General features: G+C 64.4%; 26 protein-coding genes. 15 read left to right on the forward strand and 11 right to left on the reverse strand.

What is annotated here, in order from left to right:
* The 7 genes from ACTJGZ_RS08065 to ACTJGZ_RS08095 form a co-directional block, all read right to left on the reverse strand.
* Positions 1–1,347: tripartite tricarboxylate transporter permease (locus tag ACTJGZ_RS08065; protein ID WP_441662421.1), on the reverse strand; the 1,347-nt coding region annotated here is incomplete at its 3' end.
* Positions 1,348–1,349: 2 nt separating this feature from the next.
* Entirely contained in the window at positions 1,350–1,820 is a 471-nt protein-coding gene (locus ACTJGZ_RS08070) for a hypothetical protein (protein WP_441662422.1), read from the reverse strand.
* Positions 1,821–1,949: 129 nt separating this feature from the next.
* The gene (locus ACTJGZ_RS08075; protein ID WP_441662423.1) at positions 1,950–2,378 is read right to left on the reverse strand and encodes a hypothetical protein; all 429 of its coding nucleotides are present in this window, start codon (positions 2,376–2,378) and stop codon (positions 1,950–1,952) included.
* The gene (locus ACTJGZ_RS08080; RefSeq protein WP_441662424.1) at positions 2,375–2,830 is read right to left on the reverse strand and encodes an FAS1-like dehydratase domain-containing protein; all 456 of its coding nucleotides are present in this window, start codon (positions 2,828–2,830) and stop codon (positions 2,375–2,377) included. Before ACTJGZ_RS08080 ends, ACTJGZ_RS08075 begins: the two co-directional genes overlap by 4 nt.
* Before the next feature lie 22 nt (positions 2,831–2,852).
* Positions 2,853–4,088 carry a CaiB/BaiF CoA transferase family protein gene (locus tag ACTJGZ_RS08085; RefSeq protein WP_441662425.1) on the reverse strand — a complete coding sequence of 412 codons (1,236 nt, stop codon included), beginning with the start codon at positions 4,086–4,088 and terminating at the stop codon, positions 2,853–2,855.
* Positions 4,089–4,188: 100 nt separating this feature from the next.
* Positions 4,189–5,094 carry a hydroxymethylglutaryl-CoA lyase gene (locus ACTJGZ_RS08090; RefSeq protein WP_441662426.1) on the reverse strand — a complete coding sequence of 302 codons (906 nt, stop codon included), beginning with the start codon at positions 5,092–5,094 and terminating at the stop codon, positions 4,189–4,191.
* 2 nt (positions 5,095–5,096) lie between these two features.
* Complete coding sequence (locus tag ACTJGZ_RS08095; RefSeq protein WP_441662427.1) at positions 5,097–6,383, reverse strand: hydroxymethylglutaryl-CoA reductase, degradative; 1,287 nt, start codon at positions 6,381–6,383, stop codon at positions 5,097–5,099.
* Between the two features lie 107 nt (positions 6,384–6,490).
* Between ACTJGZ_RS08095 and ACTJGZ_RS08100 the strand changes: the two genes are divergently transcribed.
* The 12 genes from ACTJGZ_RS08100 (at position 6,491) to ACTJGZ_RS08155 (ending at position 19,137) form a co-directional block, all read left to right on the forward strand.
* Entirely contained in the window at positions 6,491–7,885 is a 1,395-nt protein-coding gene (locus ACTJGZ_RS08100; protein ID WP_441662428.1) for an aminotransferase-like domain-containing protein, read from the forward strand.
* A 72-nt stretch (positions 7,886–7,957) separates the two neighbouring features.
* Positions 7,958–8,656, forward strand: a complete 699-nt coding sequence (locus ACTJGZ_RS08105; RefSeq protein ID WP_441662429.1) for a fumarylacetoacetate hydrolase family protein — start codon at positions 7,958–7,960, stop codon at positions 8,654–8,656.
* A gap of 162 nt (positions 8,657–8,818) precedes the next feature.
* Entirely contained in the window at positions 8,819–9,082 is a 264-nt protein-coding gene (locus tag ACTJGZ_RS08110; protein ID WP_441662430.1) for a hypothetical protein, read from the forward strand.
* Positions 9,082–10,581 (forward strand): hypothetical protein, encoded by a 1,500-nt coding sequence (locus ACTJGZ_RS08115; RefSeq protein ID WP_441662431.1) that lies wholly within the window; start codon positions 9,082–9,084, stop codon positions 10,579–10,581. Before ACTJGZ_RS08110 ends, ACTJGZ_RS08115 begins: the two co-directional genes overlap by 1 nt.
* Positions 10,578–11,294 carry a hypothetical protein gene (locus ACTJGZ_RS08120; RefSeq protein ID WP_441662432.1) on the forward strand — a complete coding sequence of 239 codons (717 nt, stop codon included), beginning with the start codon at positions 10,578–10,580 and terminating at the stop codon, positions 11,292–11,294. Before ACTJGZ_RS08115 ends, ACTJGZ_RS08120 begins: the two co-directional genes overlap by 4 nt.
* A gap of 137 nt (positions 11,295–11,431) precedes the next feature.
* Positions 11,432–12,322: a hypothetical protein gene (locus ACTJGZ_RS08125; RefSeq protein ID WP_441662433.1), complete on the forward strand. Its 891-nt coding sequence runs from the start codon at positions 11,432–11,434 to the stop codon at positions 12,320–12,322.
* On the forward strand, positions 12,319–13,206 hold the full coding sequence (gene cpaB, locus ACTJGZ_RS08130; RefSeq protein ID WP_441662434.1) for a Flp pilus assembly protein CpaB: 888 nt from the start codon (positions 12,319–12,321) through the stop codon (positions 13,204–13,206). Before ACTJGZ_RS08125 ends, cpaB begins: the two co-directional genes overlap by 4 nt.
* Positions 13,207–13,271: 65 nt before the next feature.
* Positions 13,272–14,759 carry a type II and III secretion system protein family protein gene (locus ACTJGZ_RS08135; RefSeq protein ID WP_441662435.1) on the forward strand — a complete coding sequence of 496 codons (1,488 nt, stop codon included), beginning with the start codon at positions 13,272–13,274 and terminating at the stop codon, positions 14,757–14,759.
* The gene (locus tag ACTJGZ_RS08140) at positions 14,743–16,791 is read left to right on the forward strand and encodes an ATPase, T2SS/T4P/T4SS family (protein ID WP_441662436.1); all 2,049 of its coding nucleotides are present in this window, start codon (positions 14,743–14,745) and stop codon (positions 16,789–16,791) included. Before ACTJGZ_RS08135 ends, ACTJGZ_RS08140 begins: the two co-directional genes overlap by 17 nt.
* Positions 16,788–17,636, forward strand: coding sequence for a type II secretion system F family protein (locus ACTJGZ_RS08145; protein WP_441662437.1), 849 nt, complete (start codon positions 16,788–16,790; stop codon positions 17,634–17,636). Before ACTJGZ_RS08140 ends, ACTJGZ_RS08145 begins: the two co-directional genes overlap by 4 nt.
* The gene (locus ACTJGZ_RS08150) at positions 17,633–18,613 is read left to right on the forward strand and encodes a type II secretion system F family protein (RefSeq protein ID WP_441662438.1); all 981 of its coding nucleotides are present in this window, start codon (positions 17,633–17,635) and stop codon (positions 18,611–18,613) included. Before ACTJGZ_RS08145 ends, ACTJGZ_RS08150 begins: the two co-directional genes overlap by 4 nt.
* 89 nt (positions 18,614–18,702) lie before the next feature.
* Complete coding sequence (locus ACTJGZ_RS08155) at positions 18,703–19,137, forward strand: DUF192 domain-containing protein (protein ID WP_441662439.1); 435 nt, start codon at positions 18,703–18,705, stop codon at positions 19,135–19,137.
* Here the strand turns inward: ACTJGZ_RS08155 and ACTJGZ_RS08160 are convergent.
* A complete protein-coding gene (locus ACTJGZ_RS08160; RefSeq protein WP_441662440.1) occupies positions 19,079–19,870 on the reverse strand; it encodes a BPSS1780 family membrane protein in 792 nt (263 codons plus the stop codon). The two genes, ACTJGZ_RS08155 and ACTJGZ_RS08160, sit on opposite strands and share 59 nt — an antisense overlap.
* Positions 19,871–19,893: 23 nt before the next feature.
* Complete coding sequence (locus ACTJGZ_RS08165; protein ID WP_441662441.1) at positions 19,894–20,862, reverse strand: homoserine kinase; 969 nt, start codon at positions 20,860–20,862, stop codon at positions 19,894–19,896.
* A 307-nt stretch (positions 20,863–21,169) separates the two neighbouring features.
* Here ACTJGZ_RS08165 and ACTJGZ_RS08170 point away from each other — a divergent pair, with 307 nt between their 5' ends.
* The 3 genes from ACTJGZ_RS08170 (at position 21,170) to dusA (ending at position 24,557) form a co-directional block, all read left to right on the forward strand.
* Entirely contained in the window at positions 21,170–21,448 is a 279-nt protein-coding gene (locus ACTJGZ_RS08170; RefSeq protein ID WP_441662442.1) for a SlyX family protein, read from the forward strand.
* Between the two features lie 277 nt (positions 21,449–21,725).
* Positions 21,726–23,477 (forward strand): SulP family inorganic anion transporter, encoded by a 1,752-nt coding sequence (locus tag ACTJGZ_RS08175; RefSeq protein ID WP_441662443.1) that lies wholly within the window; start codon positions 21,726–21,728, stop codon positions 23,475–23,477.
* A 105-nt stretch (positions 23,478–23,582) separates the two neighbouring features.
* The gene (dusA, locus tag ACTJGZ_RS08180) at positions 23,583–24,557 is read left to right on the forward strand and encodes a tRNA dihydrouridine(20/20a) synthase DusA (RefSeq protein ID WP_441662444.1); all 975 of its coding nucleotides are present in this window, start codon (positions 23,583–23,585) and stop codon (positions 24,555–24,557) included.
* Positions 24,558–24,767: 210 nt separating this feature from the next.
* On the opposite strand, the gene ACTJGZ_RS08185 is transcribed toward dusA, so the two are convergent.
* Together ACTJGZ_RS08185 and ACTJGZ_RS08190 are read right to left on the reverse strand one after the other, a co-directional pair.
* Positions 24,768–25,235, reverse strand: coding sequence for a CBS domain-containing protein (locus ACTJGZ_RS08185; protein WP_441662445.1), 468 nt, complete (start codon positions 25,233–25,235; stop codon positions 24,768–24,770).
* Positions 25,219–26,439, reverse strand: a 1,221-nt coding sequence (locus ACTJGZ_RS08190; RefSeq protein WP_441662446.1) for a YihY family inner membrane protein, incomplete at its 5' end; no start/stop codon positions are given. The genes ACTJGZ_RS08190 and ACTJGZ_RS08185, both read right to left, overlap by 17 nt.

A 26,439-nucleotide genomic window follows, 5' to 3' on the forward strand; every position in this document is an offset into this window, starting at 1 on the left:
CACGGCGGTGTAATAACCCATGAATTGCACGCCGATATTGAAGCTCACGATGCGCTCCAGGAACCCGCCGAGCATACCGACGGACAGAATCACGAGCAGACCCAGCAAACCGCCTTCCCAGATGCCGATAACCAGCACCAGCCCGATGAAGGTTGCAATGACGGCTTCGTGGCTGACCTTGCGCGCCACGAAAGTGGCGGCGCGGTGGGCGTAGTTCATGGCGAAGGGATACGCCACCAGCAGCGCCACGATCACCGCCATCAGCGTGAAGCCAAAGAATTCGGAAATGCTGAGCAGGTTGTGCAGGTTATGGATCTCCCCCGAAGCCGTATCGACGGAAAAGCGTGGCGGCGCATTGAACAAGGGGGCGGCGGGGCCGGCGGCCACCGGGCTGAGCGGCAGGCCGAAGGCGATGAGCGGAATCAAGGCTTCGGCAATATAGGTGGACTCGGAAATCCCGTTACGCGCGGTGATGACGGTTGTGACACGCTCATAAGCATGTTTGATGCGGCCGCCGATGATTTCCCCCAGCACCACCGCCATGGCGACGGGGCTGAAGACAAAGGTTGCGCTGGAAACCGCTGCGGCGGCGGCCGTGACACGGGTCTGGCGGCGGCTCATGATTTTCAGCGGATTGGGGAAATAGCCTTTCCATGCCTTCATGTCGGGCGCCAGCGAGAAGACCCGGAACTTGTCACGCCGCATGTTTTCCCGCGCCTGGGGGGACAGCAGCGTGAAGAGCGAGGCAATGAGCGGTGCCACAGCGATGCCGAGGAAGTAGCTGACCGACAACTTGACCCCGTACTTGAGCGTGAGGTTCTGCAAGGCCACGATCAGCAGGACAAAGGGCACAAGCGCCAGCATGGCGGCCCAGCGTCCCGCAGAGAAGAAAGCGATCAACAAGGCGGCGCACAGGAAGACCCAGGGCGCGAATTGTTTGATTGCTTCGCCAAACGGCGCCAGAACGACGGCGAAGGCAATGGAAACCGGAACGGCGATCAAGGCGGACAGCGCCCCCCCGGACAGCATTTTGCGCAGGGCAATGTGCGGGACGCCCAGGCGGCGCAGTTGATTGGCGTCGCCGATCAGCGCGACGGCCGAGGTGTCGCCCGGAATGCCCAGCAATGCCGTGGGCACGGCGTGAGTCATGTGCTTGGCGACCGCCCCGGCGATGAAAAAGCTCAGAATGGAAGCTGGCGGCGCGCCCAGCAGTACGACCAGCATGGTCAAGGGTGCCAGGGTGGTGGTTTCATCGGTGCCTGAGACCAGGCCGATGGCGGAAAACAGCACGGCGCCCAGCAGGCCAAAGGCCAGGGCATTGAGGATTTCGGCAAATAGCGGATCCATATTCAGCCTCCCTTGGCCACGGCGGGCGTATCGGGGGACGCCGGGGAATGCCCGTGCGGCGTCTGTTCGGTATGCGCATGGGCAAACATGTCATACAGCCCCAGCTCGCGCAGTTCGTCCGCCACTTCCGGCGACAGGTCTTCGATGTGCCCGATGTGGCCGTATTGTTTGAGCAGATCGGCCAGCACGGCTGCGCGGAATTGCTCGTCCACCAGTTCTTCAACGACCGTGCGTTTGGGTTTGAACAGCAGGGCGCTGACGACGCCGCCCGCCAGGCAGCCGATGATGCCGCCCAGCATGGAATAGGCATGGACCATATGGTCATCGTCGATGACGAGATGTAAGGCCCAGCGTGTCAGAACATAGGCGCCCAGACTGATCGCAGCACCGATGGCGATGGCGCTGGCGAGGTGGCGCGCATCAATCGTATCGCCCCAGACTTCAAACAGGTTATAGGTTTGTTCTGTGGCCATGCTGCTACGCATCGCGAGCGGCGGGGCTTGGTGAGTTGTGGAATATTGCACCTTGTCTTCTCCATCTATTTTTTTTCGGTATGAGACATGGACTACAGGGGTTGAGGGTGGCGCCTCCTGGGTGGCGGGTTAAGACAACAGCGAATTGGCAGCCCGCCGGACGGTGGCATGCGCGATGGTGGTGGCGCGGCCATCGGCCCGGCTGACCTGAAGCGAAAACATGACCCGGTCGCCTTCCACCTGGGCGACGCTGCCGCTGCAGCTCAGCGGCTCATCGAGATAGGCCGCCAGGCGGTTCTGGTAATCGAAGGCAATCAGCTCGTCGTCCTCGCCCATGACGTCGTAGATGAGCTGCGTCAGCCAATCCCCCTGCAAGGGGCCGTCAACCACCAGGGCCGGATGCTGCTCGGTATCTCGCGCGTAGGGGGCGTCGTAGTGAATGCGGTGGGCATTCCAGATGGCGGCGTTGTAAAGAAAGAGCTGAACGGTGCCGACGCGGTAATCGCGGCCAGGCAGGGATTGCCCCGCGGCGGCGGTAGCCAGAGAAAAAGTGCTCATCGTGCGATCCTCGTGAGTTTTTCAATCACCACAGGCGAGCCGTCTTCGCGTTCGAAGCGGTTCTCCAGCACCAGGAAAATCAGCGGGCCGCTGGCGCCGGACTTTTCATGGATATCCAGAATGCGTTGTTTGACGGTCAGGGTTTCGCCCCCGCGGATGCGGCCCAGGACCTCGAACTCGCTGCCGCCCGCCATGATGCGTTTGAGCGGCAGTACCGGAATTAGCGGGTTATCCGGGTGATGGCCGTCAGGCCGTAACTGATCCAGCGGCGTGAGCGGAATCATGGCGCTGAACAGAAACAGCAGCGGCGCTTCGTCCCCGGACAGAAAGCGGGGGTTGCGCTGGCCGGTGGCGATGGCGTACTTGCGGATGTCGTTGCGGCTGACTTCAAAACGGAAGGGCGGCAGGCTGGCGCCGATGTGGCGGGTAATGTCAGGGCTGAGCAATCCCATGGCGGTTCTCCGGGTAGCGGGGTTAGAGCACGCCTTGCTGGCGCAGGCCGTCATAGCGTTCGGGCGTCAGGCCCAGCCAGTCCAGGTAGATGGCTTGATTGTCCTGGGCGATGGCGGGCGCGCTGGCGCCGTGTTCACGCGTGCCGCCGGACAGCTTGACGGGGTTGCCGAAGACCGAGAAGGTGGCATTGCGGTAGTTCACCGGCACCAGCATGTCGCGTTCGCGCAAGTGCGGGTCGGCGACGACTTCGTCTATGCCTTTGATCGGGGTGAGCGGGAAACGGTCGCCCGTCATGGCTTCCAGTTCGGCCTTGGTATGGCGGCCGCACCAGCGCCGGACGGCCGGGTCAACCTTGCGCTCGTAAATATCCTGCTGGAAGCGTTGCGCCATGGTGGCCACTTCCGGGTCGTGTTCCAGTTCGCTGTCGCCGAAGGTGCGGCAGGCTTCCTGCCAGAATTTGTCGGTATAGGCGCCGAAGAAGACATAGCCATCCTTGCAGCGGTAGCGTCCGTAAGGTTTCACAAACGGATGGCCATTGCCCGCGGGCAGCGTGACTTTGCCGGTTTCGGTATAGGTGACGACGGCATTTTCCGTCAGCGCGACGATGGAATCCTGCTGTGAAACATCCACCATCTGGCCTTGGCCGCTTTGTTCGGCCTGGCGCAGCGCCGCCAGGATACCGATGGCGGCGAACATACCGGCGGAAAGATCACCCAGCACCGTGCCGACACGCATGGGTTCTTCTTCCAGGCCATTCATCGACCACAGGCCGCCTGCGGCTTGCGCCGTGCTGTCGTAGGCCGGCCGGCGGCTATTGGGGCCGGTATGGCCGAAGCCGCTGATGGCGGCATAGACGATGGCAGGGTTGCGCGCTTTCAGCACGTCATAGCCCAGGCCCAGGCGTTCCATGGTGCCGGGCCGGAAATTTTCGATCACGACATGGGCCTGGGCCACCATGTCGAGAAACAGCGCTTTGCCTTCGGGATGCTTGAGATCCAGACTGATGGCGAGCTTATTGCGGTTGTATTGCGCGAAAAAGCCGCTGGCAGCGGTGCCGCTGTCTTCGCGGAAAGGCGGAAATTCCCGCGTGAGATCCGGGTCCTTGGGGTGTTCGATCTTGATGGCGGTCGCGCCCAGATCAGCCAGGATCATGGCGCAATAAGGGCCAGCCACGACGCGGGTCAGGTCGAGAATAATGACGCCGCCCAGGGCGCCTTGCTGCGCATCGCTGGAAAGAAAGGGAAGCGGGGTCTGCATGGTCTATGTCTCCAATTTTGGTGTCGGCCAGGTTCTGGCGGGCACTATTGTCCTGTTAAATGCACCGACCTGTCGGTATTGCGTGAGACGGGCCGGTATTTCAGGCCTGCGCGGCACGCGCCGCCAGCCTGGCGCGGGCGACACGGCTGGCGGTTTGGCGTTCCAGCACGGTATCTATCCAGGCCCCGGCATCGACCAGGCGCTCCAGGTTGATGCCGGTCGGCAGGCCCAGTCCTTCAAGCAGGTACACCAGGTCTTCGGTGGCGAGATTGCCGCTGGCGCCCGGCGAGTACGGGCAGCCGCCCAGGCCTGAGACCGAGGCATCGAAAACTGTGATGCCAGCCTCCAGCGCGGCCAGCACATTGGCCACGGCCATGCCGTAGGTGTCGTGAAAATGGCCCGCCAGCATGTCTGCCGGCACCTGAGCCGAGCAGGCCGCCAGCATTTCGCGGATTTGCCGCGGGGTACCGGCACCGGTCGTATCGCCCAGGCTGATTTCGTGGCAGCCCAGCTGCTGCAATTTCCGGCAAAGGTCTGCGACCTGGGCCGGGGCCACTGCGCCTTCATAGGGGCAGTCCACCACGCAGGACACATAACCGCGCAGCCGGACGCCATGCGCCTGGGCGAGCGCGGCAACGGGTTCGAAACGCGTCAGGCTTTCATCTATGGAGCAATTGGTGTTGCGCCGTGAAAAGCTTTCCGACGCGGCGGCGAATACGGCAACTTCCTGGCAGCCGCAGGCCAGGGCACTGCGCATGCCCTGTTCATTGGGCACTAGGGCGCTGTAACGCACGCCGGGCAGTTCGGGCAGCAGCCACAGCACCTCATCGCTGCCAGCCATCTGCGGCACCCAGCGCGGCGAAACGAAGGCACCGGCTTCGATGTGGCGCAGGCCTGCCTGCGCCAATCTTTGCACCAGCTGCGCGCGGGTCGCGGGCGGCAGCGTGCGGGCTTCATTCTGCAGGCCGTCGCGGGGGCCGACTTCGACGATGCGTACCGGGGCCATGGTCATTTTCCGCGCAGTTCGGCGAGCAAGGCGCTGGCGCGGTCCGCCCGCACATCCTTGGCTTGCACCATGGCATTGACCACCTGGCTGATTTCGTCGCCCGTCGCACCCGCCAGCATGGCGATATTGCGGGCGTGCAGGGCCATATGGCCGCGCTGTATGCCTTCGGTAGCCAGCGCACGCAAGGCGCCGAGGTTCTGGGCCAGCCCCACGGCCACCGCGATTTCCGCGAGTTCCTGGGCGCTGGTGACGCCGAGTATGCGCAGCGATAGCTGGGCCAGGGGGTGCGTCTTGGTGGCGCCGCCCACCAGGCCTAGCGCCATGGGCATTTCAATCGTGCCGACCAGATGCCCCTGATTGTCTTTTTCCCAGGTGGTGAGCGAACCGTAATGGCCCTGGCGCGCCGCATAGGCATGGGCGCCAGCTTCGATGGCGCGCCAATCGTTGCCGGTGGCGACGACTAGCGGGTCGATGCCGTTCATGATGCCCTTGTTGTGGGTCGCGGCGCGATAGGGGTCGATGGCGGCAAAGGTATAGGCTTCGATAATGCCGTCTATCACCTCTGTGCCGCGGTAGTGTTCGTTCTCGAAGACCTCAGGCGCGAAACGGGCCTGGGCGCGGGCCAGGCGCAGGTCAGCCAGATTGGACAGAATGCGCAAGCGGACCTTGCCGCCAGTGGTTTTTTCCACCAGCGGGGCGACGGCTTCCGCCATGGTATTGACGGTATTGGCGCCCATGGCATCGCGCACATCGACAATCAGGTGCAGGACGACCATCGGGCCGACCGGGCTGCTTTCGAAGGTATGGATTTCGATATCCCGGCAGCCGCCGCCCAGTTTTTGCAGCAGCGCATCACGGCTGTTGGCCAGCGCGAGGATGTCATCCCGCACGCGCAGCAGCGAATGGCGCGCGCCATGGGGGTCGCGCACCCCGGTGACCTGGATCTGCGCGCGCATCAGGGGCGCGCTGCTGGACGTCATGAAGCCACCGGCAGGCCGGGCGAGCTTTGCCATATACGAGGCGGCGGCGACGATGGACGGTTCTTCGACCACCAGGGGCACCAGCACATCGCGCCCATTGATCTGGAAGTTGGAGGCAATGGCGTAGGGCAGCTCAAACTTCCCCAGCACGTTTTCGATCATGCCATCGGCAATGTCCATGGGCAGCGCACCGGTCTCGGTCAGCAGCGCGGCTTCCTGGGGGGCGAGGCCCACCAGATTGGCAATATGTTCGACACGGGCAGCGGGGCTCAGGTCGCGGAAGTGTTTCAGGCGTGAGTCGAGGGGCATTTATCTCTTCCTTGTTGATTGTGGAATTCATACTACCTGCCACTGTCACCATAAAAAAGGTACAGTTGGAGCCAGACAGTCCACTTCCAGACCCTTGGTAAACCCCCATGGCAAAACCGACACTGACCGAGAAAATCGCGGCGGAAATCACCCGCCAGATCCATGAAGGCCTGCTGAAAGCGGGGGATAGGCTGCCTTCGCTGCGGCAGTCGATGAAGCTGCACGGGCTCTCAAAAAATACGGTCGTGACGGCCTATGAAATGCTGGCCTCGCAAGGCCTGGTAGAGGCCAGGCATGGCAAAGGTTTCTTTGTGTGCGAAGTCGTGCCCAGCGCCGGGGATGACAATGACCTGCAACCTTATGACCGGGCGCTGGACACAATCTGGATGATGCGCCAGCAGTTCGTGCGCGACCCCGGGCATTCCCATCTGGGGGAAGGCTTCCCCCCGGTCGCCTGGCTGTCCGGCCTGAGGCTGGACCGCTACCACCGGCAGGTGATCCGCGATGCCGGGCTGACGCTGTACCGGTATGGCTCGCGTCTGGGCAATATGGGCTTGCGCCAACGCCTGGCCCGCCGCCTGGCCGATCACAGCATCCAGTGCACGCCGCGCCAGCTGCTCACCACGTTTGGCGCCAATCATGCGCTGGACATCATCATCCGCCGGTATCTCAAGCCGGGCGATCCGGTTCTGGTCGATGACCCTGGCTATTACCCGCTGTTTGGCAAGCTGCTGATGCATGGCGCCCGCATGCTGGGGGTGCCGCGCCAGCCCGACGGCCCGGATCTGGGCGTGCTGGAGCATCTGGCCCGGCTGCATCGCCCCAGGGTGTTCTTTGTGCAAACCACGGCGCACAATCCGACGGGATCGGATATTTCCCGGGCGCGGGCGGAGCAGATTTTGCGCATTGCAGCCAAGTATGGTGTCCTGGTTGTGGAAAACGACGCCATGGCGGATTACAAACCGGCCTCGGCCGTGCGCCTGTCCGCCCTGGATCAGCTGCGCAATACGCTGTATGTCGGCACCTTCTCGAAATCGGTGTCCGCGGCCTTGCGCGTGGGCTATCTGGCGGGCAGCCAGGAGCGCATTGAAGAGCTGGCAGACATCAAAATGCTGGTGCACACCACGGGTTCGGAGTATGCGGAACGGGTGCTGGATGCCTTGCTGACCAGCGGTGAATTTCCGCGTCAGGCGCAGCGCCTGCAGACGCGTCTGCGGCAAGCGACCCGGCGCGGCCTGGAAACGCTGGACCGCCTGGGGGCGGAGGTGTTTTGCAGGCCGGAGCAAAGTCTGTATCTGTGGGCGCGCTTTCCCATGCTGGACGACGCCAATCAGCTGACGGCGCATTGCCTGAAACAAGGCGTGGTGCTGGCGCCGGGGCCGATTTTCTTTGTTGACCGCTCTGTGCCGCAGCCTTGGACGCGGCTTAATGTCGGCTATCTGGACGACCCGGCTTTCGCCGCCAGCATCCGTCATGCCGTGCAGGCGGCCCGGCTGGGGTAAGCTGGCGCTGTCGTGTCGTGCCTCCCGGCGCGGCACCGGGTTCAATAGAATAGGTGTTTTGGGAGAAACAACATGGTTGATTATGTGATCGCGCCACCGGCCGTGGCCACCTTGCCTGTGGCGGGCGAAACCGGGCGCTTCCCGGTGCGCAGGATTTACTGTGTGGGCCGCAACTATGCGGCCCATGCGCGTGAAATGGGCTTTACCGGCAGGGAAGATCCTTTCTTTTTCTGCAAGCCGGGCGATTCCTTGCTGGCCGTGCCGGCGGGCAGCGTTGGCGAAATGGTTTATCCGCCGCAAAGCCGCCATGTCGATCATGAAATTGAACTGGTACTGGCCTTGGGGCGCGGCGGCCGCGATATTCCGGCGGAGCAGGCCCTGGATTATGTTTGGGGCTATGCCTTGGGCCTGGACATGACGCGGCGCGATTTGCAATCGCAGGCCAAGGAAGTCGGCCGTCCGTGGGAGTTGGGCAAAACCTTTGAACACAGCGCCACTGTCGGTTCATTGCATCGCCGCAGCGCCGTCGGCGACCTTGAAAAAGGCGCCATCTGGCTGGACGTGAACGGCAAGCGCCGCCAGTCCGGCGACCTGTCGCAACGCATCTGGACGCCTGCGGAAACCATCGCTTTTCTGTCGCGTTATTTCACGCTGGAAGCCGGGGATCTGATCTTCACCGGCACGCCGGAAGGCGTGGGCCGGGTGGAGCGCGGCGATTTGCTGTTGGGCCACGTGGATGGCCTGGCAGACCTGGAAGTCCGCGTCGTCTGATGCGCTTTTGGGGGCTGCTGTCATCGCGGTGCGGCAAGCATCTCGATGGCGGCGAGTCTGCCCAGGACGGTATAGGTAGTAAGAACCGCCGGGCGGAAAGTCCGCCTAGGCTGGCAGTGCGAGTCGGCACAGAATCCTCCTGTCATCTACAGGAGGATGGACATGCCCAAATTCAGGCAGCTCGGCCAGGCCATGACCGAGTATGTGATTATCGTCGCGCTGGTCGCCGTGGCGGCGATTGCCGTCTATCAGCTGTTTGGGCAAGTCATCCGTTCCCAGACGGCGGCCATGGCCCGAGAGCTGGCGGGAGAAGACGGCTCAGGCGAGTCTGCGGCGGCGCAACAGGCGGCTGACAGCGCGGCGGCGCAGGCGGCGGCCCGTTCTCTCAAATCTTTTACCGGCAATGCCGGGCAGGCGGGGCAGTAATGCTGCCGCGGCATTTTTCCCTGGGGGCTTCACGGGCCAGGGCCAGGGGGCAAGCCTTGCCGCTGGGGGTGTTGCTGCTGGCGGTGCTGGCGCTGGCCTGGGCGCAAGGCTACGGCTTGCGCCAGATTGCCAATGCCAGGGCGCGCCTGGCCCATGTGGCTGACGCCGTGGCATATAGCGGGGCCCAGGCTCAGGCGCGAGGCCTGAATCTGCTGGCCTGGATCAGCCGCACGCAACTGGCGCATCAGATTGCCATGGGTCATGTGGCAACCCTGGCGGCATGGGCGGATTTCGGCAGCCGGCAGGCTGGGCGGCAGGCGTTAGGAAACCCGCCGGCTTTTCTGATCGCCAGCCTGTTCGGCGCACGTTATGGCGCAGCCTATCAGGCGGCAGGCCTGTTGGCAGGCGCATCGGCTGGGTCATCATTGGCAGGGGCGTCATTGGCAGGGTCATTGTCGGCCCCGTCCCAGGGCGGCGGCTGGGCCGCATCGTATGCGCAGCACGACGGCCTGATCCATGATGTCCTGGAGCAAGTGCGCGGGCAAACCGCGCATCGTTTGGCTGATAACCGTCAGGCGGTCATGCGCTGGGTGATGCAGCGCAATTTGCTGGGGGATTATGCCGGCCTGGCGGGCAGCAGGGCGGCAACGCATGCCAGGCTGAGCCTGCTGGCCGATACCTTGCCAGGCGCAATCAGCAGCCGGCCAGCCAGCGCCGGGCAGGGCGCGCACGCCTGGCTGACGCAGCGTATCCGCAATACGCCTTTTCTGGCGCCGCGCAATGACACGGCGCGCAATCATTATCTGGTGTCGCCCTATTGCCCGCATTTGCGCCACGAGCTGCGGCGTCGCGGCACTACGGCGCTGGATGCGCGGGGGCACTGGCAAGCCCTGGATACCTTGTCGTTCAAGGCTTTGCGCCGCAACCGCCGGGTGGGCTGCTATTTCCGCCCCTATCCCATGGGCTGGGCGTGGGCCGCCCAGGCGGGCCAGCGGCCAGGCGCGGCGCATGTGCCGGATGCCCCGGCGCATTTTGGCGATGAAGCATTCTGGCGCTGGTTGCAGGACCATACGGATTGGCCGCTGCTGGGCGAGCGGGACAATCCGCTGGCGACATCCTATGCGGTGGCCGCGCCTGTCACGTTGCGGGGGCGCGGATTGACCCCCGATGTTGCCATTCAGACCGACCCGAGCGGCCGTCTGTCATTTTCCATTGGATTGGCCGTGCCCGCGCATACCTTGCTGACCACGAATGCGGCCAGCCGTGTGGCGATGGCAGGCCAGTGGCGGTTCACGGGCTTGTCTGACGGGGATTGGCTGCGTGTGGGCAGCGCGGCAATGGTGGAGTATGTCCGGCCTCATGATAAGACACCATATGGCAAGACCACCTATGGACAAACAGCCGCGCCGCTCGAAGCGGCCAATCTGTATTTGCCTTATTGGCAGGCGCGGCTGGCGCCTGGCGGCGCCGATATCCTCGTCCCGGAGGCGCGGCCATGATGACGGTCAGGCATCAGCCATACGCGCAGCCGGGCGCATCGCGGCAATCCGGGCAGGCCTTGCTGGAATGCCTGCTGGTCGGAGCATTGTTGATGCTGCTCTGGCTGGCGGGGCAATGGCTGGGGCAAGCACAGCGCCGGGTGGCCCAGGCGGGGCTGGAAGCGCGCCGGGTGGTATTCCAGCAGGCTGCTGGCTGGCCCGCGGAACCAGCGCATGACGATACGGCGTACCGGCATGAGTATGGGCATGGGCAGGCGGATGGCAGATTCGCGTTGCCCTCTTATGAGACGTCTGTGCTGGAACGCTTGCAGGCCGGGGGGCCAGACCCTTTGGCGGGCGCATTGCGGGAGGATTTTGGCGCGCAGGCGGGCATGCTGGCGGCGCGTGTGCAGGTACCGGCGCCGCCGGTGCCGCGGGTATTGGCTGCTTCGTCCTGGCCTGTGCGTTTGCCTGGCGCGCTGGTGCTTTTGGGCGGGCAGGGAACTGGCAGTGCCAGCGGCGCAGGCGACCTGGCGGTGCAGCAGCGTATCGCCCGTGCCGAAACGGCCTGGCTGCCGGCTGCCAGGCGTGCCCTGGCCCAGGCGGCGCGCCTGGATCGCGTGATGCGCCGGGTAGATGCGCCATGGCGGCCAGGGCACGAGGCATCAGCCTGGCTGGAAAGCTGGGCGGGCGCCGTGCCGCCGGCAGGACAGCCAGCGCGGGAGCAGCCATGACGGATGCTCGGCATCACGCGCCAATGGCGCGCGCCCGCCGCGCCGGACACACAGGCAGAATCGGGCCAAGCAGAAGCGCCGGACGGGACGGATGCGGCAGATGTGACGGATGCGGTAGATGCGAGGGGCGGCAGCCTATGCGGCGGGCAGCGGCGTTCTGCCTGATGCTGGCGGGGCTGGCGCTGTCCCTGTGCAGCCAAGCCTTGCCGGGCCAACTGCCCAGCGGCGCCGATTTTGCCACGGCGGCGGCTGCGGCCTCTGTGCGGCCCCTGGCCGGAAGCCATATCGGGCCGGGCTTCACCGATTTCCCATGGCCTGCCGGTGTGCGCTGGCAACACGTGTTGCATGGCACACGCTGGCAATCCTGCCCGCTGGATGCCGTGCTGTTTAGCAGTCCGGATGCTCCCAAAGTTTTGGCCCACCGCCTGTCGCTTGCCCTGCCAGCGCGGCCAGCGCTCTTGCTGGAGCCCGACACCTTGCGTTTGCACTGGTATGAGGCGGGCAGGCATTGGGTGCTGAGTCTGGCCGCGACAGCAAAGGGGGGCAGCGCCGGCAGCTTGTCTGTGCTGAACCTGACGACGTGTGGTGGCCGGTCTGGCGCGAACGTGCCGGTGGCGGCGGGCGGCCGTCAGTCTGACGAGCGCCAGCATCGCGCCCTCTCCGCTGCGGCGCAGGGAGATGAGACGAACAGCGGGAATGGGGCCAATCAGGCGAATGGGATAAACGAGGCGCCTGCCGAAAGCGAGGCGAACGGGACGGAAGTGACGGTGCTGGCCATAGAGGATGCGCTGGAGGGCCGTCAGGTGCGTCAGCGTTTGTTCCTGCATGCGGACGCCCCCGAAGCGGTCCGGCAGCGCTGGACGCGGCGGTTGGCAAGCGCTGGGTGGCAGCCGCTGCCGGGTGCCGCGGGGCCTGGCGGCCAGGCACCGCTTGACTGGTATCGGGAAGGGCAGCGTCTGCAATTGGCTTTGCTGCCCTGGGCGCAAGGCACGGCGGTCTGGATGCTTGATGAAGGGAGGGGGCCATGAGTCACCTCAAGGATTTCAAGATCATGCCTGATGCGAATGTCAGGGCCAGTCTTGCGGCGGAGTGGGCACGCTGGCGGCCGGCGCGTATCTGGCTGCTGGCTTTGTCGGCGGCGGCTTGCGCCGCGTGGGCGGCCCAGCGCTATCTGGCGGAACAGACCGAGCAGCTGCGGCTGGCCGGGCAGGGCGTCATGGTGGAACGCCTGGTGGCGGCTCAGCGCCTGGACGCGGGCATGACATTGCAACTGCCGCAATTGGCTTTGCGTCAGGTGCCCGAGGATTGGGCGGGCAGCCATGGGTTGCGGGCTGGAGACGCGGCGCGGGCGGCGGGCATGCGTCTGCGCTGGGGGCTGGCAGCGGGTGAAGTTTTGACGGATATGCATTTGGCCGAACCGCAGGCGGTGCGTTTGTCTGAGCGCCTGGGGCTTGGCCGTCGGGCGCTGACGATAGGCGTGACTCAGGCCAGCACGCAATCCGGCCTGGTGCAGCCTGGCGATCGTATCGACCTGTTTGTGGCCATGCCCAGACAGGGGCGCCGCGCTACGACGTCGCTGCTGCAGGACGTCGTGGTGTTGGCGACAGGCGCTGAGATGGAAGGCATGCCGGACAGCGATGGCGGCGCGCGCGCTTACCGGACGGTCACGCTGGATGTATCGCAGGACGATGCCTTGCTGCTGCTGGCGGCGCGTCAGGAGGGCGAGATGGTGGCGATTCTGAGGGCCTCGGGCGACAGCGGCGCCGGACAGCTGCGCCGCAGCGTGTCGTTGGATCAATTGCTGGGCGTGGCGCCGCCGCCTGCGCCAGCCGAACCGGTGGTGCTGTACGGCAATCGACAGACCTTGCATGTGCCGCCGCTCAATGCTCAGGCAGCCGGAGAATGGGATTGAAGCATCAGCAGAGGGGCAAGCGGGGGCCATGGCCGGGCATGCCAGGCATGTGGGACATGCGGGGCATGAGAAGCCGATGGGGTATGCGGGTGCTGATGGCTGCGCTGGCCAGTTTGAGCCTGGGCTGGGTGCCGGGGGCAACGCTGGCCGCAGGGGCCGCTGGTGACGTTAGTGACGTTGGTGCTGCTGGGGCGGCTGGCGGTGCGGCGCCGGCGCGGGCGGAAGCGGGGCCAGGTTTGCTGCGCCTGGAGGCGGGGCAAACGCATGTGCTGGATGTGCCTGGCCTGGGGCGGGTTGCCGTGGGGGATGGCGGTATTGTGCAGGCGGTGGCGGCCGATGGCCGCGAGGTGCTCATCTTTGCGCGCCGTCAGGGGCGGACGACCCTGCATGTCTGGACACGCACCGGGGACCGCCAGGCCTATGACATCGAAGTCGGCGCGTCGGGGGCGCAGCGCATGCAGGAGGAAGTGGCCGCCTTGCTGGCACGCATCCCGAATGCGCGCAGCAGCCGGGTCGGGGATCGCTTGCTGATCGAAGGTGAGGATTTGTCGGATGCCGATCAGGAGCGCATCAGCGCCCTGGCGCAACGCTACCCGGACTTGCTGGATTTCACCGGGCAGGTCGGGTGGGACCGCATGGTGCTGCTGGATGTGCAGGTGATCGAGGTGCCGCGTTCCGAGTTGCTGGAATATGGCATCCGCTGGGATGGTAGCACCCAGGGCGGATTTGTCGGCGGCATGGCCTGGGATATGGCGGGCGGCGCTGGGCTGGCCACCCGTCCGGGCAGCGAGCTGCCGCTTGATCTGCCCTTGCCCATGCGTTCGGCGCAGTCGTACTTCGGCCTGAATGCCATGCTGGCTTCGCGCATCCATGCACTGGCGCAGCAGGGTGATGCGGTCATGCTGGCGCAGCCGCAACTGCTGGCCCGCAGCGGCGCCACGGCGAGTTTTCTGGCAGGCGGCGAAGTGCCGTACGTCACGGTGGATGCCAACGGCAATTCCAGCACGATCTTCAAGCCTTATGGCGTATCCCTGGCAATCACGCCCAGAGTTGAGCGCAATGGCGCCGTACGGTCGCGCATTGAAGTGGAAGTCAGCGCGGTGGATGCCAGCGTGTCTGCCAATGGCGGGCCAGCCATGAAAACACGGCGTGCCGCCACGGAATTCAACGTGCGTTCCGGCCAGACGCTGGTGCTGGGCGGTTTCATTTCACGCGAGCAGCTGCGCGACCGGGATGCTTTGCCGGGGCTGGGCAGCCTGCCGGTGATAGGTGCCTTGTTCGGGTCGCGGCGTTTTCAGCAGCGTGAAACGGAGCTGGCGATTCTGGTGACGCCTGTCGTGGTGTCCCAGGATGATCCCGGCCTGCAGCGCCGGGCCCATGCTGCCAGGCAGGCGCTTGCCAGCGCCTTCCCGGATGAACCGGGCATCAATGTGCCTATTTTGCCCAACGTGCCTGAAGGCAAGGCCTGGAATCCATACGCCGGCGCGGGTTCGCAATGGCAGGACAACGAAGCGGCGCCTGCGGCGGGCAATGTCTATGACTTTGACGAGTGAGCGAGGCATGGTGGAAATTGAAATCGTGCAGCAAGGCGCAGCAGGGGAGCGCCACTTGCTGGATCTGCCGGTCCTGATAGGCCGCGATGAACGCTGCAACCTGCGTTTGCGTTCCTGGCGTGTCGCCAGAACCCACGCCAGACTGAGCGCGCATGCGGGGGACCTGCTGCTGGAAGACATGGGGTCCTGGCACGGTACCTGGGTCAATCAGCGCCGCGTGGCGCGTTACGGCCCCTTGCGGCCCGAAGATATCGTGGTGATTGGCGCCTACCGCTTGATGGTGCGGCGTGTCCTGCCGCAGCCGCCAGGGACACATGCGGTGCCTGGCGAGGGCAGCGCCGCGCGCCTGGCCGCACCTGGCGCGGCAACAGGCGATATGCTCTCAGCCCCAGCCCTAGATTCTGGCCCAGCCCGAGCCGCAGAGGGCAGCGCCGGATCAGCCAGCCAGCCCGAGGCGGGCCATTTTCTCTCGCTGCCGGTGGCCAGCGCGCCGGCCGTCAACACTCGGACGGGCGCCCTAGCGTACGCCTTGTCCGATGAGCACGCCTTGCCCGATGCGCGCTTGGCGGCCGCCGCGCAGGACACGGCGCAAGCCAGCCTCGTGCCAGCAGCCGGGCCGTCCGTCAGGCATGCGCTAGCCACGGAGACACTGCTGGTGCGGCGCCTGCATGCAGTCTTGCTGCAAGAGCTGGATCTGCGGCGCCGCAATGTGGAAGACATGAACGATGCCGCTTTGCGCAGCCAGGCGCGGGAAGTGCTGTCTGCCTGGCTGGCGCGGCATGGCCAGCCAGAAAGCCGGCCTGGCCAGTCTGCGCAGGACGGTGGGGCGGAGGTGTCCTGGCCTGCCGATGGCGCGGCCCGCCTGGCTTTGCTGGAGCAGGTGCTTGACGAGGCGCTGGGGTATGGCCCTTTGCAGCCTTTGCTGGCCGAAGAGGGGATTACCGAAATCATGGTCAATGGCCACGATGAAATCTACGTCGAGCGTCAGGGCCGTTTATTGCGGCACGATGCTGCCTTCAGCAGCGAAGCCGCGCTGATGGCTGTCATGGAGCGCATGGTGGCGCCGGTAGGGCGCAGGCTGGATGAAAACATGCCCTTGGCCGATGCGCGTCTGCCCGATGGTTCACGGGTGCATGCCGTCATTCGTCCGGTGGCCGTGCGCGGCCCCAGCCTGACCATCCGGCGGTTCCCGGCGCAGCGTCCGGGCCTGGCGGCATTGACCGAGTGGGGAGCATTGAATGGCAGTATGGCGGCGTTTCTGGCGCAGTGCGTGAAGTTGCGCCGCAACATCATTGTTTCGGGCGGCACCGGGTCCGGGAAAACCACTTTGCTCAATGCCTTATCGCATTGCATTGCCGCCCATGAAAGAGTCATTACGATAGAAGATGCGGCGGAGCTGCGTTTGCTGCATGCGCATCGCGTCGTACTGGAGGCGCGTCCGTCCAATCAGGAAGGCAAAGGCGCCATTACCATTCGTGAACTGGTGCGCAATGCCTTGCGCATGCGGCCTGATCGCATCATCGTGGGCGAGTGCCGGGGGGCGGAGGCGCTGGATATGCTGGCAGCCATGAATACCGGGCATGAGGGTTCCTTGACGACCTTGCATGCCAATTCGCCGCGAGATGCGCTGTCGCGGCTTGAAACCATGGTGTTGATGGCGGGCATGGCCTTGCCGCTGGCGGCCGTGCGGGAACAGATTGCGGCGAGCGTGGATATGCTGGTTCAGCTGGTGCGGCTGCCTGACGGCCGCCGCGTGGTGTCAGAGATAACGGAATTGTGCGGGCTGGAAAGCCAGTGTTTGCAGACACTGCCGCTTTTTTACTTTGACCGGCGTTCAGGCTGCCATCGCCATGGAGATAATGCGCCGACATTTTTCGAGACCTGGCGCCGCCAGGGCGTGAGCTTTGATCCCGCGCCGTTTGAAGGGCGGCCGGAGGGGATGGCCTGGGCCGGCGCGGCAATGCCGCCAGCGGGCCTGGCGCCGGATGGCGCCTGGCCGTCTGCCGGCAGCGGCCGGAGCGCAGCGCCATGATGCAGGGCGGAATGCTGGCGGCGGCAGCCTTGGCGGCAGCGGCTGTCACCTGGGGTTTGGCGCATGGGATGGCGGATTGGCTGCGCCAATATCGGGCGGCCTTCACGGCCGGGGCGCGGCACCGAATGGACGCTTTCTTTCTGGCCATGGATTTGTCCAGGTTCTGGCTGGGCGCATTATTGGCAGCGCTGGCGGCTGGCCTGACGGCGTATATCTGGAGCGGATCCTGGTTATTGGCTGGCATGCTGAGCGCTGCTTTGCTGATCCTGCCACGCGGTTTGATGCATTGGGGCTGGCAGCGGCGCAGGCGGCAACTGAATGCCCAATTGCCGGAATTGCTGCTTGGACTGGCGTGGGCCTTGCGTGGTGGCGCCAGCCTGCCAGGAGCCTTGCGCGCCGTGGTGGCGGAGACCGAGCCGCCAGCCCGGCAGGAGTTCGGCTTGTTGCTGCGGGAGCAGCGTATGGGGGTTGGTTTTGAAGCGGCTCTGGGCAATCTGTATCGCCGGGTGCCGACGCCGGAACTGGCCTTGGTGGTCGCGGTGCTGGGGGTTGCCGCGCAATCCGGCGGCAACTTGGCGGATGCCTTGCAGGGCTTGGCCGATACGGTGCAAGCGCGGCTGCGCGCGCAACGGCGTTTGCGCGCCATGACCTCGCAAGGCATCTTGCAGGCATGGATCATGGGCGCGCTGCCGGTATTCCTGTTGATGGCTTTGCAATGGCTGGAGCCGCAAGCCATGCACGGTCTGTGGCATACCTCTTCCGGCTGGCTGTTGCTGGGGATACTGGCGCTGCTGCTGGGGGCGGGCGGCTGGTTTATCCGCCGGATTGTGAGCATTCAGCCATGAAGGCCGCCATGCTTGGGGTGCTGGCGTTTGCCGTGCCGTCAGGGCGCCAGGGCAGCGTCTGGTTGTGGCTATGCATGGCCAGCGCTGCCCTGGCGCTGGGTTTGGCTGTCGCGCAGAGCCGCCTGGGCCGCAAGAGGATTGATACCGCGCCGGCAGCATCTGCGGACGCGCTGAGCGTGCTGCCTGGAGGCTGGCGGCTGGTCTTGCCGGTGTTGCGGCGCCTGTCATGGTGCGCGCAGCCCTGGCTGGGCTGGCAGGCGCGCCAACGGCTGACATGGCTGTTGCAGGAGGCGGGCCTGAGCCCGGCGCTGGACGCCGTGCTGCTGCGCACGGCGCAGTGTTTGCTAGGAACGTTGCTGGCAGTGGCCGCGGGGTTAGGGGTGTGGCATTTGCTGCATGCGGATGGCGGCAGCGGCCCTGCGGCAAAACACTTGGGCCTGATCTGGCTGGCGCTGCCGGCTGGCATGCTGGCGGGCTGGCACGCGCCGCGCCTGAGCCTGGCTGCCAAAGTGCGCGAACGCCGCCGCAGGATGGCGGCGGATTTGCCCCTGGCGCTGGAAATGCTGGCCTTGTGCCTGGCTGGCGGCCAGCATTTCAATGGCGCCTTGCAGCAAATGACGCGGCATGCGCCGCGTGGCGTTTTGCAGCAGGAGTTCGCCCTGGCCTGGGCAGAGATCATGCAGGGGCGGCCCAGGGTGGAGGCCATACGGATATTGGCGCAACGCATTGGGCTGCCCGCCATGCGCCGCTTTGCTGCGGCGCTGGCGCAGGCGGACAGCCTGGGAATGGCCTTGGGGCCGTTGCTGCGCGCGCAGGCCCGGCAATTGCAGGAGGAACGGATTCAGCAGGCCGAGAAACAGGCCATGGAAGCACCCGTGAAAATGCTGCTGCCTTTGATGACATGTATTTTTCCCTGCACGTTTCTCGTGCTGGCGTATCCGGTCATGCACTATTTGCAAGAAGGCGTGGCGGGATGACAGACCAGGGAGAACAGCAGGGGGGAAAGCACGGAGAAAAACGGGGAGAAAAACAGAGCCCAGGACTGTATCAGGCGCCGGTGATGGTAATGACGGGTGAAGAGCGCCAGCGCCTGCCGGCGGCGCTGCGCGATCCGGTGCGCGTGACGCTGGCCCGGCACTGGCGGCAGCGTTTGCAGGGCTGGCTGGGGCGGGGCCGTTTGCCCGCCGATGCGGCATTGTTGCTGCTGCCTTGCCGGGCGGTACATAGCCTGGGCATGACACATGCGCTGGCAGTCTATTTTCTGGATGGCCGGGGGCGTTGCCTGCGGCGGATCCGGGCCATGCCGCCCTGGCGTTGCGCCTGGCATCCCCGGGCGGTTGCGGTGCTGGAATTGCGCGCCGGGCAGACTTGGCCCGGCGGCTGGAGGGCACTGGGGCCGCTCGTCCGGCCGCATCTGCGCCGCTGGCGGCGGCGCAGATGGGTTAATCGCTGGCGCTGGTGTCAGCTTGTCCGGCGGCGCCGAAGACGGTGGCGTAATTGACGTAGGCGCTGCAGGACCAGACGGCAGCGGCGAACAGGTTCACGGCCATGGCGAGCGCGGCAACGATGGAACTGATGCCCGGCAAGGCGAACGCCAGCATATTGGCAAGGAAATGAACGGCGTAAAGCATGATGCCCCAGGCGGCGGCATAGACCAGGAACGCCCACTTGTTACGCCAGCATGCGATCAGCGAAAAGAAAATCGCGCGTGTGACGGGCAGGTGGTGCCAGGCCACCAGCAAAGGCGTAAACCAGAACAGGGCGGAAACACCGGCATACAGCACGCCGAAAATAATGCTGGGCATTTGCAAGGCGTCCAGGAAGGGCGTCATGTTCTCTTCCTGAATGGCCCGTTCCAGCTCCAGCGTCAAGGTATCGGCAAATGGCATGAACGCCAGCATGGCAGCCAGGAGGATAAGACCGAATTGCAATCCGCCCACAGCCAGGAGCCGGGCGGGAACGCCGGGCTGACGCAGCGGCTGAATCCAGGCGGCCGGGTGGGCTGGCATGCCGCTGGCCAGGGCGCGGCAGCCGCTGAGGGTCATGACAGTGAGAAAGGGCACGAAGAACTGGGCCAGCGGGGGGCCGACAGGCGCCAGATTCAGCGCCAGCATGCCCAGCATGGTGAGGAACATCATCCATGTGAACAGCGGCAGAGGTTGGCGCCGGAACAGCAGGTAGCCCTGGCTGATCCAATACCAGCCTGCAGAAGCAGGCAGCGTGGCGGCTTGCATAGCGTGTGGTTTCCTTTATCCGGTCAGGGCAGGGCGATAGCGGCCGCGCCCTGGCGTTGCAGCAGAACGCGTTCAAAGTGGGCGGGGTCGTGCGGCTTGAGGGTTTGCGCCGGGCGCGGCAGGAAAAAGTCGTACAGGCGCGACAGCCAGAAACGCAAGGCAGCGCCGCGCAGCATGGCCGGCCAGAGCGTGCGCTCTTCCTCGGTGAACGGGCGTACCTCGGCATAGGCGCGCAGCCAGGCGGCAGCCAGCGCCGTATCCAGTTTGCCGCTGGCGCGGTCTATGCACCAGTCGTTGATGGCAACGGCAACGTCGAAGAGCCAGGTATCACAGCCGGCAAAATAAAAGTCGATGATGCCGCCCATGCGGGGAGCTTCATAGGTACCGGCAAACAGAACGTTGTCGCGGAACAGGTCGCAGTGCGCCGGGCCCGAGGGCAGCTTGGCATAATCCGGGCTGGCGGCAAGCGTTTCCTGCTCGGCCAGCGTGAGATCCAGCAGCGCGGCTTGCCTGGCATCCAGAAAGGGGCGCACGGTAGGCGCAGTCTGGCGCCACCAGGCCAGGCCGCGCAGATTGGGCTGATGCAGGGCGAAATCCCTGGCTGCCAGATGGGCGCGTGCCAGCGTGCTGCCCGTCAGAGCGCTATGGGCGGCGCTGGGCGCGGGTTCATAGCCGCCAGGCAGCAGGCTGACGATTGCGCAGGGCTTATCGTTGAAACGGCACAAGCGTTCGCCGTTTTTCAGCGTTTGCGGTTGCGGGACGGGGATGCCGCGCTGCGCCAGGTGGTGCATCAGTTCAATATAGAACGGCAACTGTTCCTGGGTCAGTACCTCGAATAGCGTCAGGACATATTCACCCTGAGTCGTGGTAAGAAAAAAATTGGAATTTTCAATGCCGGCGGTAATGCCGCGCATGGAAACCAGTTCACCCAGATCATAGCGTTCGAGCAATTCGCGCGCTTGTTGGTCGGAGACAGGAGTAAAAACGGCCATAGCGTGAATGCGGACGCGGCAGGAGTGCCGAAAGAGAAGTGATTGGACCCAGGCGCGCGGCAAAGGCGGCAGCCAGGGCAGACGTAACTGCGCATTTTAGTGCATACGGCGCGGCAGCTGGGCAATGCCGCAGTTTTCCCCGCGCCCGCTGGCCGCGCTGGCAGGGCGCGGCGAATTTCAGGTCTAATGCCAGGCGGATCCGAGGCAGGGAACGCCGCTGTTTCCTGCTGGCAATCTGGCAGCAGACCCGCACGGCTTCAGGCCCACCTATGCACGCCGGGACATTTTCCTGGGGAAGGATGAATTCATGACAACTCGACAAACACAGACGCCGTCCGCGCAGCCCGCGGCCGGGGCAGAAGGCACCGATGCAATGAGCCTGGCGCTGGCCGTGGCGCGTATCCAGGAACTGGAAATCCGTTCGGCGCTGGCAGAAGATCTGGTGGAACAGCTCAATCAGCAAATGTTTCGCATGCAGCGCCAGCTGGATGCGTTGCAGCGTCAGCTGATCGAGCTGCGCGATCAGGTTCCCGCCGAAGGGGTGGCGTTCCGCAGTCTGCGGGATGAGCTGCCGCCGCATTACTGATAGGTGCCTGGGCATCTATGCGGGCAGGCGGATAGATGGGCAGATGGAAAAAAGATAGCTGAACAGGTGGATAGCTGAATAGATGGATATCTAAACAGATGGCGTGACAGGCTGGCCGCGCTTCGCTCATATTTTATTAGATTTTTATCTAATACTTATCGGTATAATGATTTCGGCCCTTTATAACGGAAAGCCATGATTGTCGGGCGTGCTGACACGCTGCATGATGCGCAAATATTTCCGTGCAAGTGTCTCCATTTTTCGTGCTGGCCCGTCTATGAATCGTAACCCTGCTGCTTCTTCGCGCATTGCCTGGACGAAATGGCTGCCTATCCTTGCATGGGGGCGGGCCTACGATAGCCGCCAATTCGGTGGCGACCTGCTGGCAGCTGGGATTGTGACCTTGATGCTGATCCCGCAAAGCCTGGCTTACGCCATGCTGGCTGGCTTGCCGCCGCAAGCCGGGCTTTATGCCAGCATGCTGCCCTTGCTGGCTTATGCGGTATTCGGCAGCAGCCGCACCCTGGCGGTGGGGCCGGCGGCCGTGACATCGCTGATGACGGCCACGGCCATTGGCCAACTGGCCGTGCCAGGCACCCCGGCATACTGGGAAGCGGCCTTGGTGCTGGCCTTGCTGTCAGGCGGCATCTTGCTGCTCATGGGGTTGCTGCGTCTGGGGTGGCTTGCGAATTTTCTGGGGCACCCTGTCATTGCGGGTTTTATTGCGGCGTCCGGGCTGCTGATCGCCGTTGGCCAGGCCAGGCATGTGTTGGGGATTCATGCCCAGGGTGATACCTTGCCGGTCTTGTTGCCGGCGCTTTGGCGCCAACTGCCGGCGGTCAACTGGCCCACGCTGGCGCTGGGGGTGGGGGCGCTCGTTTTTCTCTGGTGGTCCCGGCAGCGCCTGGGGCGCCGTTTGCGGGCCTGGGGGTGGCGGCCAGGGCTGGCGGAAGTGCTGGGCCGCTCAGCGCCGGTATTGGCCATTGCCGTCACAACGCTGGCGGTCTGGGCCTGGGATTTGCAGGCCCAGGGCGTGCAGGTGGTGGGCGCCGTGCCGCAAGGCCTGCCGCCGCTGGCCTGGCCCAGCTGGAATCCTTCGTTGTGGTCAGCGCTGGCCATGCCGGCTTTATTGCTTAGCCTGGTGGGGTTTGCAGAATCCGTGTCTGTGGGGCAAACACTTGCCGCACGGCGGCGTCAGCGGGTTGAACCCGATCAGGAATTGGTGGCGCTGGGGGCAAGCAATGTGGCCGCTGCGTTCAGCGGCGGCTTGCCTGTGACTGGCGGTTTTTCCCGTTCTGTTGTTAATTTTGATGCCGGCGCCCGGACGCCGGCTGCCGGTGTCTATACCGCGCTGGGCATTGCGCTGGCCGCCGTATTGCTGACGCCCTTGCTGCATTATCTGCCGCAGGCAACGCTGGCTGCTACAGTGATTGTGGCCGTGCTGTCCCTGGTGGATGTCGCAGTGTTCCGCCGCATCTGGGAATATTCCCGCTTTGATTTTTCCGTCGCTGCCGCCACGCTGCTGCTGACTTTGCTGGCCGGGGTGGAAACAGGCCTGGTCGCGGGCGTGGTGCTGGCGCTGGCCTTGCATCTGTACCGCAGCAGCCGGCCCCATGTGGCGGAAGTTGGCCAGGTGCCTGGAACTGAACATTTCCGCAATGTCCGGCGGCATACGGTCACGACCTGTGACGCTGTGCTGGGCCTGCGGGTGGATGAAAGCCTGTATTTCGCCAATGCGCGCTATCTGGAAGATTGCATTAACGATGCCGTGGCGCGGCGCCAGGCGCTCAAACACGTGGTGCTGCAGTGCTCCGCCATCAATAATATCGACGCGAGCGCGTTGGCCAGCCTGGAAATGATAGAGGTGCGGCTGAGAGATGCAGGCATCTGCCTGCATCTCTCAGAGGTCAAGGGGCCGGTGATGGACCGCTTGGCCAACACCGCATTTTTGCGATGTCTGAGCGGGCAGGTGTTCCTGACTCATTATCAGGCCATTGCCGCGCTGGCGCCCGGTGGATTGAGCCAGTGAGCGCATGAGTGCCAGCGGCGCGGGCCGAATGGCGCGGGTGTGCGCGCAAGACCAGAGGCTCGCCATACAATGGCGCTCTTTCCCCTCCCAAAGAGAATGTGCCGTATGTCCCTGGTTTCCTCGGATGCCTGGCGCCTGTGTGTGGCGCCGATGATAGATGTGACGGACCGTCATTGCCGTTTTTTTCACCGGCTGCTGGCGCCGCGCGCCTTGCTTTATACCGAGATGATTACGACCGGGGCCTTGTTGCACGGGGATGCGGCACGGCATTTGGAATACGATGCCGCCGAGCATCCTGTCGCCCTGCAACTGGGCGGCAGCGAGCCGCAGGCGCTGGCGCAAGCCGCCAGGCTGGGCGAGCAGGCTGGCTATGATGAAATCAATCTGAACTGCGGCTGTCCGTCTGAGCGCGTGCAGCAAGGGGCATTCGGCGCTTGCCTGATGGCTGAGCCGCAATTGGTGGCGGATTGCATTCGTGCCATGCGCGAGGCCGTTCAGGTGCCGGTGACGATCAAACATAGGCTGGGTCTGGATGACGAACAGAGCTACGGTTTTGTGCGCGATTTCGTGGGCATCCAGTATGAGGCGGGGTGCCGGGTATTTGTCGTGCATGCGCGCAATGCCGTGCTGAAAGGGCTGTCACCCAAGGAAAACCGCCAGATTCCGCCGTTGCGCTATGCCTTTGCCCGGCAGCTCAAACAGGATTTTCCAGATTGCGTCATTGTGCTTAATGGCGGATTGGCGACAGCCGAGCAGGCGCAAACCGAGTGCCAGGGGCTGGACGGAGTCATGCTGGGCCGTGCCGCCTGGCATCAGCCGGAAGTCTTGCGTGAACTGTCACAGCGTTTCTGGCCGGAAGCAGCCGTGTTGGAAGATGCAGAGGTGCTGCGGCGTTATACCGCTTACACCGAACGCATGGTGGCCCAGGGCGTGCCCATGCGCATTCTGGTCAGGCCGCTGCTGGGCTGGGGCAATGGCCGCAAGGGCGCGCGGCGCTGGCGCCAGATGCTGTCCGATCACCGGCTGTTGAGTCAGGAAGACCCCGCTTTGCTGCTGCGTGCCTGGGAACAGGTGGCTTAAGCCGGGGCAAGCCGCAAAGTCTGGGCGGTCAGTGTGGGCGATCAGTCTGAGCAGGTAAATCTTGGCAGATAAATCTGGGCAGATAAATCTGGGCAGGTATCAGGCGCCAGGTAGCCGATGTCTGGCACCTGGCGCCTTTTTTGCGCCGCGCATGAAAAACGCCTGTCCGGCAGGGCCGGGCAGGCGTTGCGTGCCGAAGAAAGGCGGCGCTTATTGCGGTTCGTCTGCCGCTGCCGTATCTTCGTTGGGCCAGGCGCGGATATAGGCCTTGAGCATTTTGTTTTCAAATTGCTGGGCGGACACCACGGCTTGCGCCATATCGAAGAAAGAAATCACGCCTTGCAGCGTCGGGCCATCCATCACCGGCACATAGCGGGTGCGTTTTTCCAGCATGAGCCGCTGGACTTCATCGGCGCTGGTATTGGGCGATACGCTGATTGGCGCGTCATCCATGATGGAACGGATGGTGGTGTCACCGACATTGCCGGCGCGTTCATGCAGCAGGCGGATGATTTCACGGAAGGTAAGCATGCCTGCAAGCGTGCCGTGCTCCATGATGACCAGCGAACCGATATCGTGTTCGCTCATGGTGGTGATGGCTTGCGCGACGGGCGTATCCGGGGTCGCGGTATAAAGCGTGTCGCCTTTGACACGCAGGATTTCACTGACTTTTAGCATGGCGGGACTCCTCGCTGTTTATCGAGGGACGGGATAGGAAAGCGGTAATGGGCGGGGCATTCTGGTCATGCGCCAGGCCCGCGAGCGTATCGGCGAGATTGCCGGACAGCAGTTCGTCCAGCGTGGTTTCCGGCCCATATTGGCCCAGTGCATTGGCTGTGGCCTGCATCAGCGGCTCGCCGTCCTGATGCGATAGCGCGGCGGTACGGGTGAGCAGCAGGCGGTCAACCAGCGGGCCGATGGTGGTGCGGCGCGGGTCGCTGCTCAAGACCCAGCGCTCCTTGCCGCGAATGCGCGCCGGGGCGGCCAGGCCGAGATCCTGCAATGCCGCCAGGGCGGTATCCAGGTCTTCCGGGTGAATGGCCAGCGCGGCACAGGATTCTCTCTGGCTGAGGCCCTGGCCTTGCTGGCTCCAGTCGGCGTACAGCGCCTGCAGCACGGTGATGGTATCCAGATAGGCGGCGCCGGCAGGCCGGGCTTCGGTCGCCAGGCCATAGAGGCGAATGCCAGGCAGCGATGCCGTCAGCACAGCCCCGGCCATGACGGCCAGCCAGGACAGGTAAATCCACAGCAGGAAGACCGGCACGGCGGCAAAGGCGCCGTAAATCACGGTATAGCTGGGGAACTGGCTGATGTAATAGGCAAAGCCTGCTTTCATCGTTTCCAGCACGATGGCGGTTGCAAAGCCGCCAATGGCGGCATCGCGCCAATTGACGGCGCGATTGGGCACGACCACGAACAGCGCGGTGAAAGCCAGCCCGGTCAAGAGGACAGGCAGCACGGACAGCGCGATGTTGATCAGCGGCGACAGGTCGCCTGCCAGGCCCATGGACGTGCGGGCCAGTACCGAGGTGGCCCAGAGACTGCCGCCCAGTACCAGCGGCCCCAGACTGATAACCGCCCAATAGACCAGGATGCGCTGATGCAGCGGGCGCTGGCGCGAGACATGCCAGATGTCATTGAGCGCGGAATCTATGGTCATGATCAGCATGACCGAGGTCACGATCAGGAACAGACTGCCTATGGCCGTCAGTTTTGACGCCTGCTGGGCGAACTGATTGAGATATTCCATGATGTCCGCCGATACTTCGGCAGGCATCAGGTTGCTGGACAGATAATCTTCCAGCGCCTGGCGGAAATCGGAGAACAGTGGAAAGGCCGTGAAGAGCGATAGCACCACGGCCAGCAAGGGCACGATGGCCAG

It is taken from the genome of Kerstersia sp. (genome assembly GCF_052103615.1).
Taxonomy (GTDB): Bacteria; Pseudomonadota; Gammaproteobacteria; order Burkholderiales; family Burkholderiaceae_B; genus Kerstersia.

What these genes read in the sequence shown, in the direction of transcription:
- ACTJGZ_RS08090 (WP_441662426.1), bottom strand. Translation starts at nt 5,094, where the DNA reads ATGGCCCCGGTACGCATCGTCGAAGTCGGCCCCCGCGACGGCCTGCAG.
- ACTJGZ_RS08140 (WP_441662436.1), top strand. Translation starts at nt 14,743, where the DNA reads ATGACTTTGACGAGTGAGCGAGGCATGGTGGAAATTGAAATCGTGCAG.
- ACTJGZ_RS08170 (WP_441662442.1), top strand. Translation starts at nt 21,170, where the DNA reads ATGACAACTCGACAAACACAGACGCCGTCCGCGCAGCCCGCGGCCGGG.
- ACTJGZ_RS08070 (WP_441662422.1), bottom strand. Translation starts at nt 1,820, where the DNA reads ATGGCCACAGAACAAACCTATAACCTGTTTGAAGTCTGGGGCGATACG.
- ACTJGZ_RS08155 (WP_441662439.1), top strand. Translation starts at nt 18,703, where the DNA reads ATGACGGGTGAAGAGCGCCAGCGCCTGCCGGCGGCGCTGCGCGATCCG.
- ACTJGZ_RS08100 (WP_441662428.1), top strand. Translation starts at nt 6,491, where the DNA reads ATGGCAAAACCGACACTGACCGAGAAAATCGCGGCGGAAATCACCCGC.
- ACTJGZ_RS08115 (WP_441662431.1), top strand. Translation starts at nt 9,082, where the DNA reads ATGCTGCCGCGGCATTTTTCCCTGGGGGCTTCACGGGCCAGGGCCAGG.
- ACTJGZ_RS08085 (WP_441662425.1), bottom strand. Translation starts at nt 4,088, where the DNA reads ATGCAGACCCCGCTTCCCTTTCTTTCCAGCGATGCGCAGCAAGGCGCC.
- ACTJGZ_RS08075 (WP_441662423.1), bottom strand. Translation starts at nt 2,378, where the DNA reads ATGAGCACTTTTTCTCTGGCTACCGCCGCCGCGGGGCAATCCCTGCCT.
- ACTJGZ_RS08125 (WP_441662433.1), top strand. Translation starts at nt 11,432, where the DNA reads ATGCGGCGGGCAGCGGCGTTCTGCCTGATGCTGGCGGGGCTGGCGCTG.
- ACTJGZ_RS08185 (WP_441662445.1), bottom strand. Translation starts at nt 25,235, where the DNA reads ATGCTAAAAGTCAGTGAAATCCTGCGTGTCAAAGGCGACACGCTTTAT.
- cpaB (WP_441662434.1), top strand. Translation starts at nt 12,319, where the DNA reads ATGAGTCACCTCAAGGATTTCAAGATCATGCCTGATGCGAATGTCAGG.
- ACTJGZ_RS08080 (WP_441662424.1), bottom strand. Translation starts at nt 2,830, where the DNA reads ATGGGATTGCTCAGCCCTGACATTACCCGCCACATCGGCGCCAGCCTG.
- ACTJGZ_RS08110 (WP_441662430.1), top strand. Translation starts at nt 8,819, where the DNA reads ATGCCCAAATTCAGGCAGCTCGGCCAGGCCATGACCGAGTATGTGATT.
- ACTJGZ_RS08175 (WP_441662443.1), top strand. Translation starts at nt 21,726, where the DNA reads ATGAATCGTAACCCTGCTGCTTCTTCGCGCATTGCCTGGACGAAATGG.
- ACTJGZ_RS08095 (WP_441662427.1), bottom strand. Translation starts at nt 6,383, where the DNA reads ATGCCCCTCGACTCACGCCTGAAACACTTCCGCGACCTGAGCCCCGCT.
- ACTJGZ_RS08105 (WP_441662429.1), top strand. Translation starts at nt 7,958, where the DNA reads ATGGTTGATTATGTGATCGCGCCACCGGCCGTGGCCACCTTGCCTGTG.
- ACTJGZ_RS08120 (WP_441662432.1), top strand. Translation starts at nt 10,578, where the DNA reads ATGATGACGGTCAGGCATCAGCCATACGCGCAGCCGGGCGCATCGCGG.
- ACTJGZ_RS08160 (WP_441662440.1), bottom strand. Translation starts at nt 19,870, where the DNA reads ATGCAAGCCGCCACGCTGCCTGCTTCTGCAGGCTGGTATTGGATCAGC.
- ACTJGZ_RS08145 (WP_441662437.1), top strand. Translation starts at nt 16,788, where the DNA reads ATGATGCAGGGCGGAATGCTGGCGGCGGCAGCCTTGGCGGCAGCGGCT.
- ACTJGZ_RS08150 (WP_441662438.1), top strand. Translation starts at nt 17,633, where the DNA reads ATGAAGGCCGCCATGCTTGGGGTGCTGGCGTTTGCCGTGCCGTCAGGG.
- dusA (WP_441662444.1), top strand. Translation starts at nt 23,583, where the DNA reads ATGTCCCTGGTTTCCTCGGATGCCTGGCGCCTGTGTGTGGCGCCGATG.
- ACTJGZ_RS08165 (WP_441662441.1), bottom strand. Translation starts at nt 20,862, where the DNA reads ATGGCCGTTTTTACTCCTGTCTCCGACCAACAAGCGCGCGAATTGCTC.
- ACTJGZ_RS08135 (WP_441662435.1), top strand. Translation starts at nt 13,272, where the DNA reads ATGAGAAGCCGATGGGGTATGCGGGTGCTGATGGCTGCGCTGGCCAGT.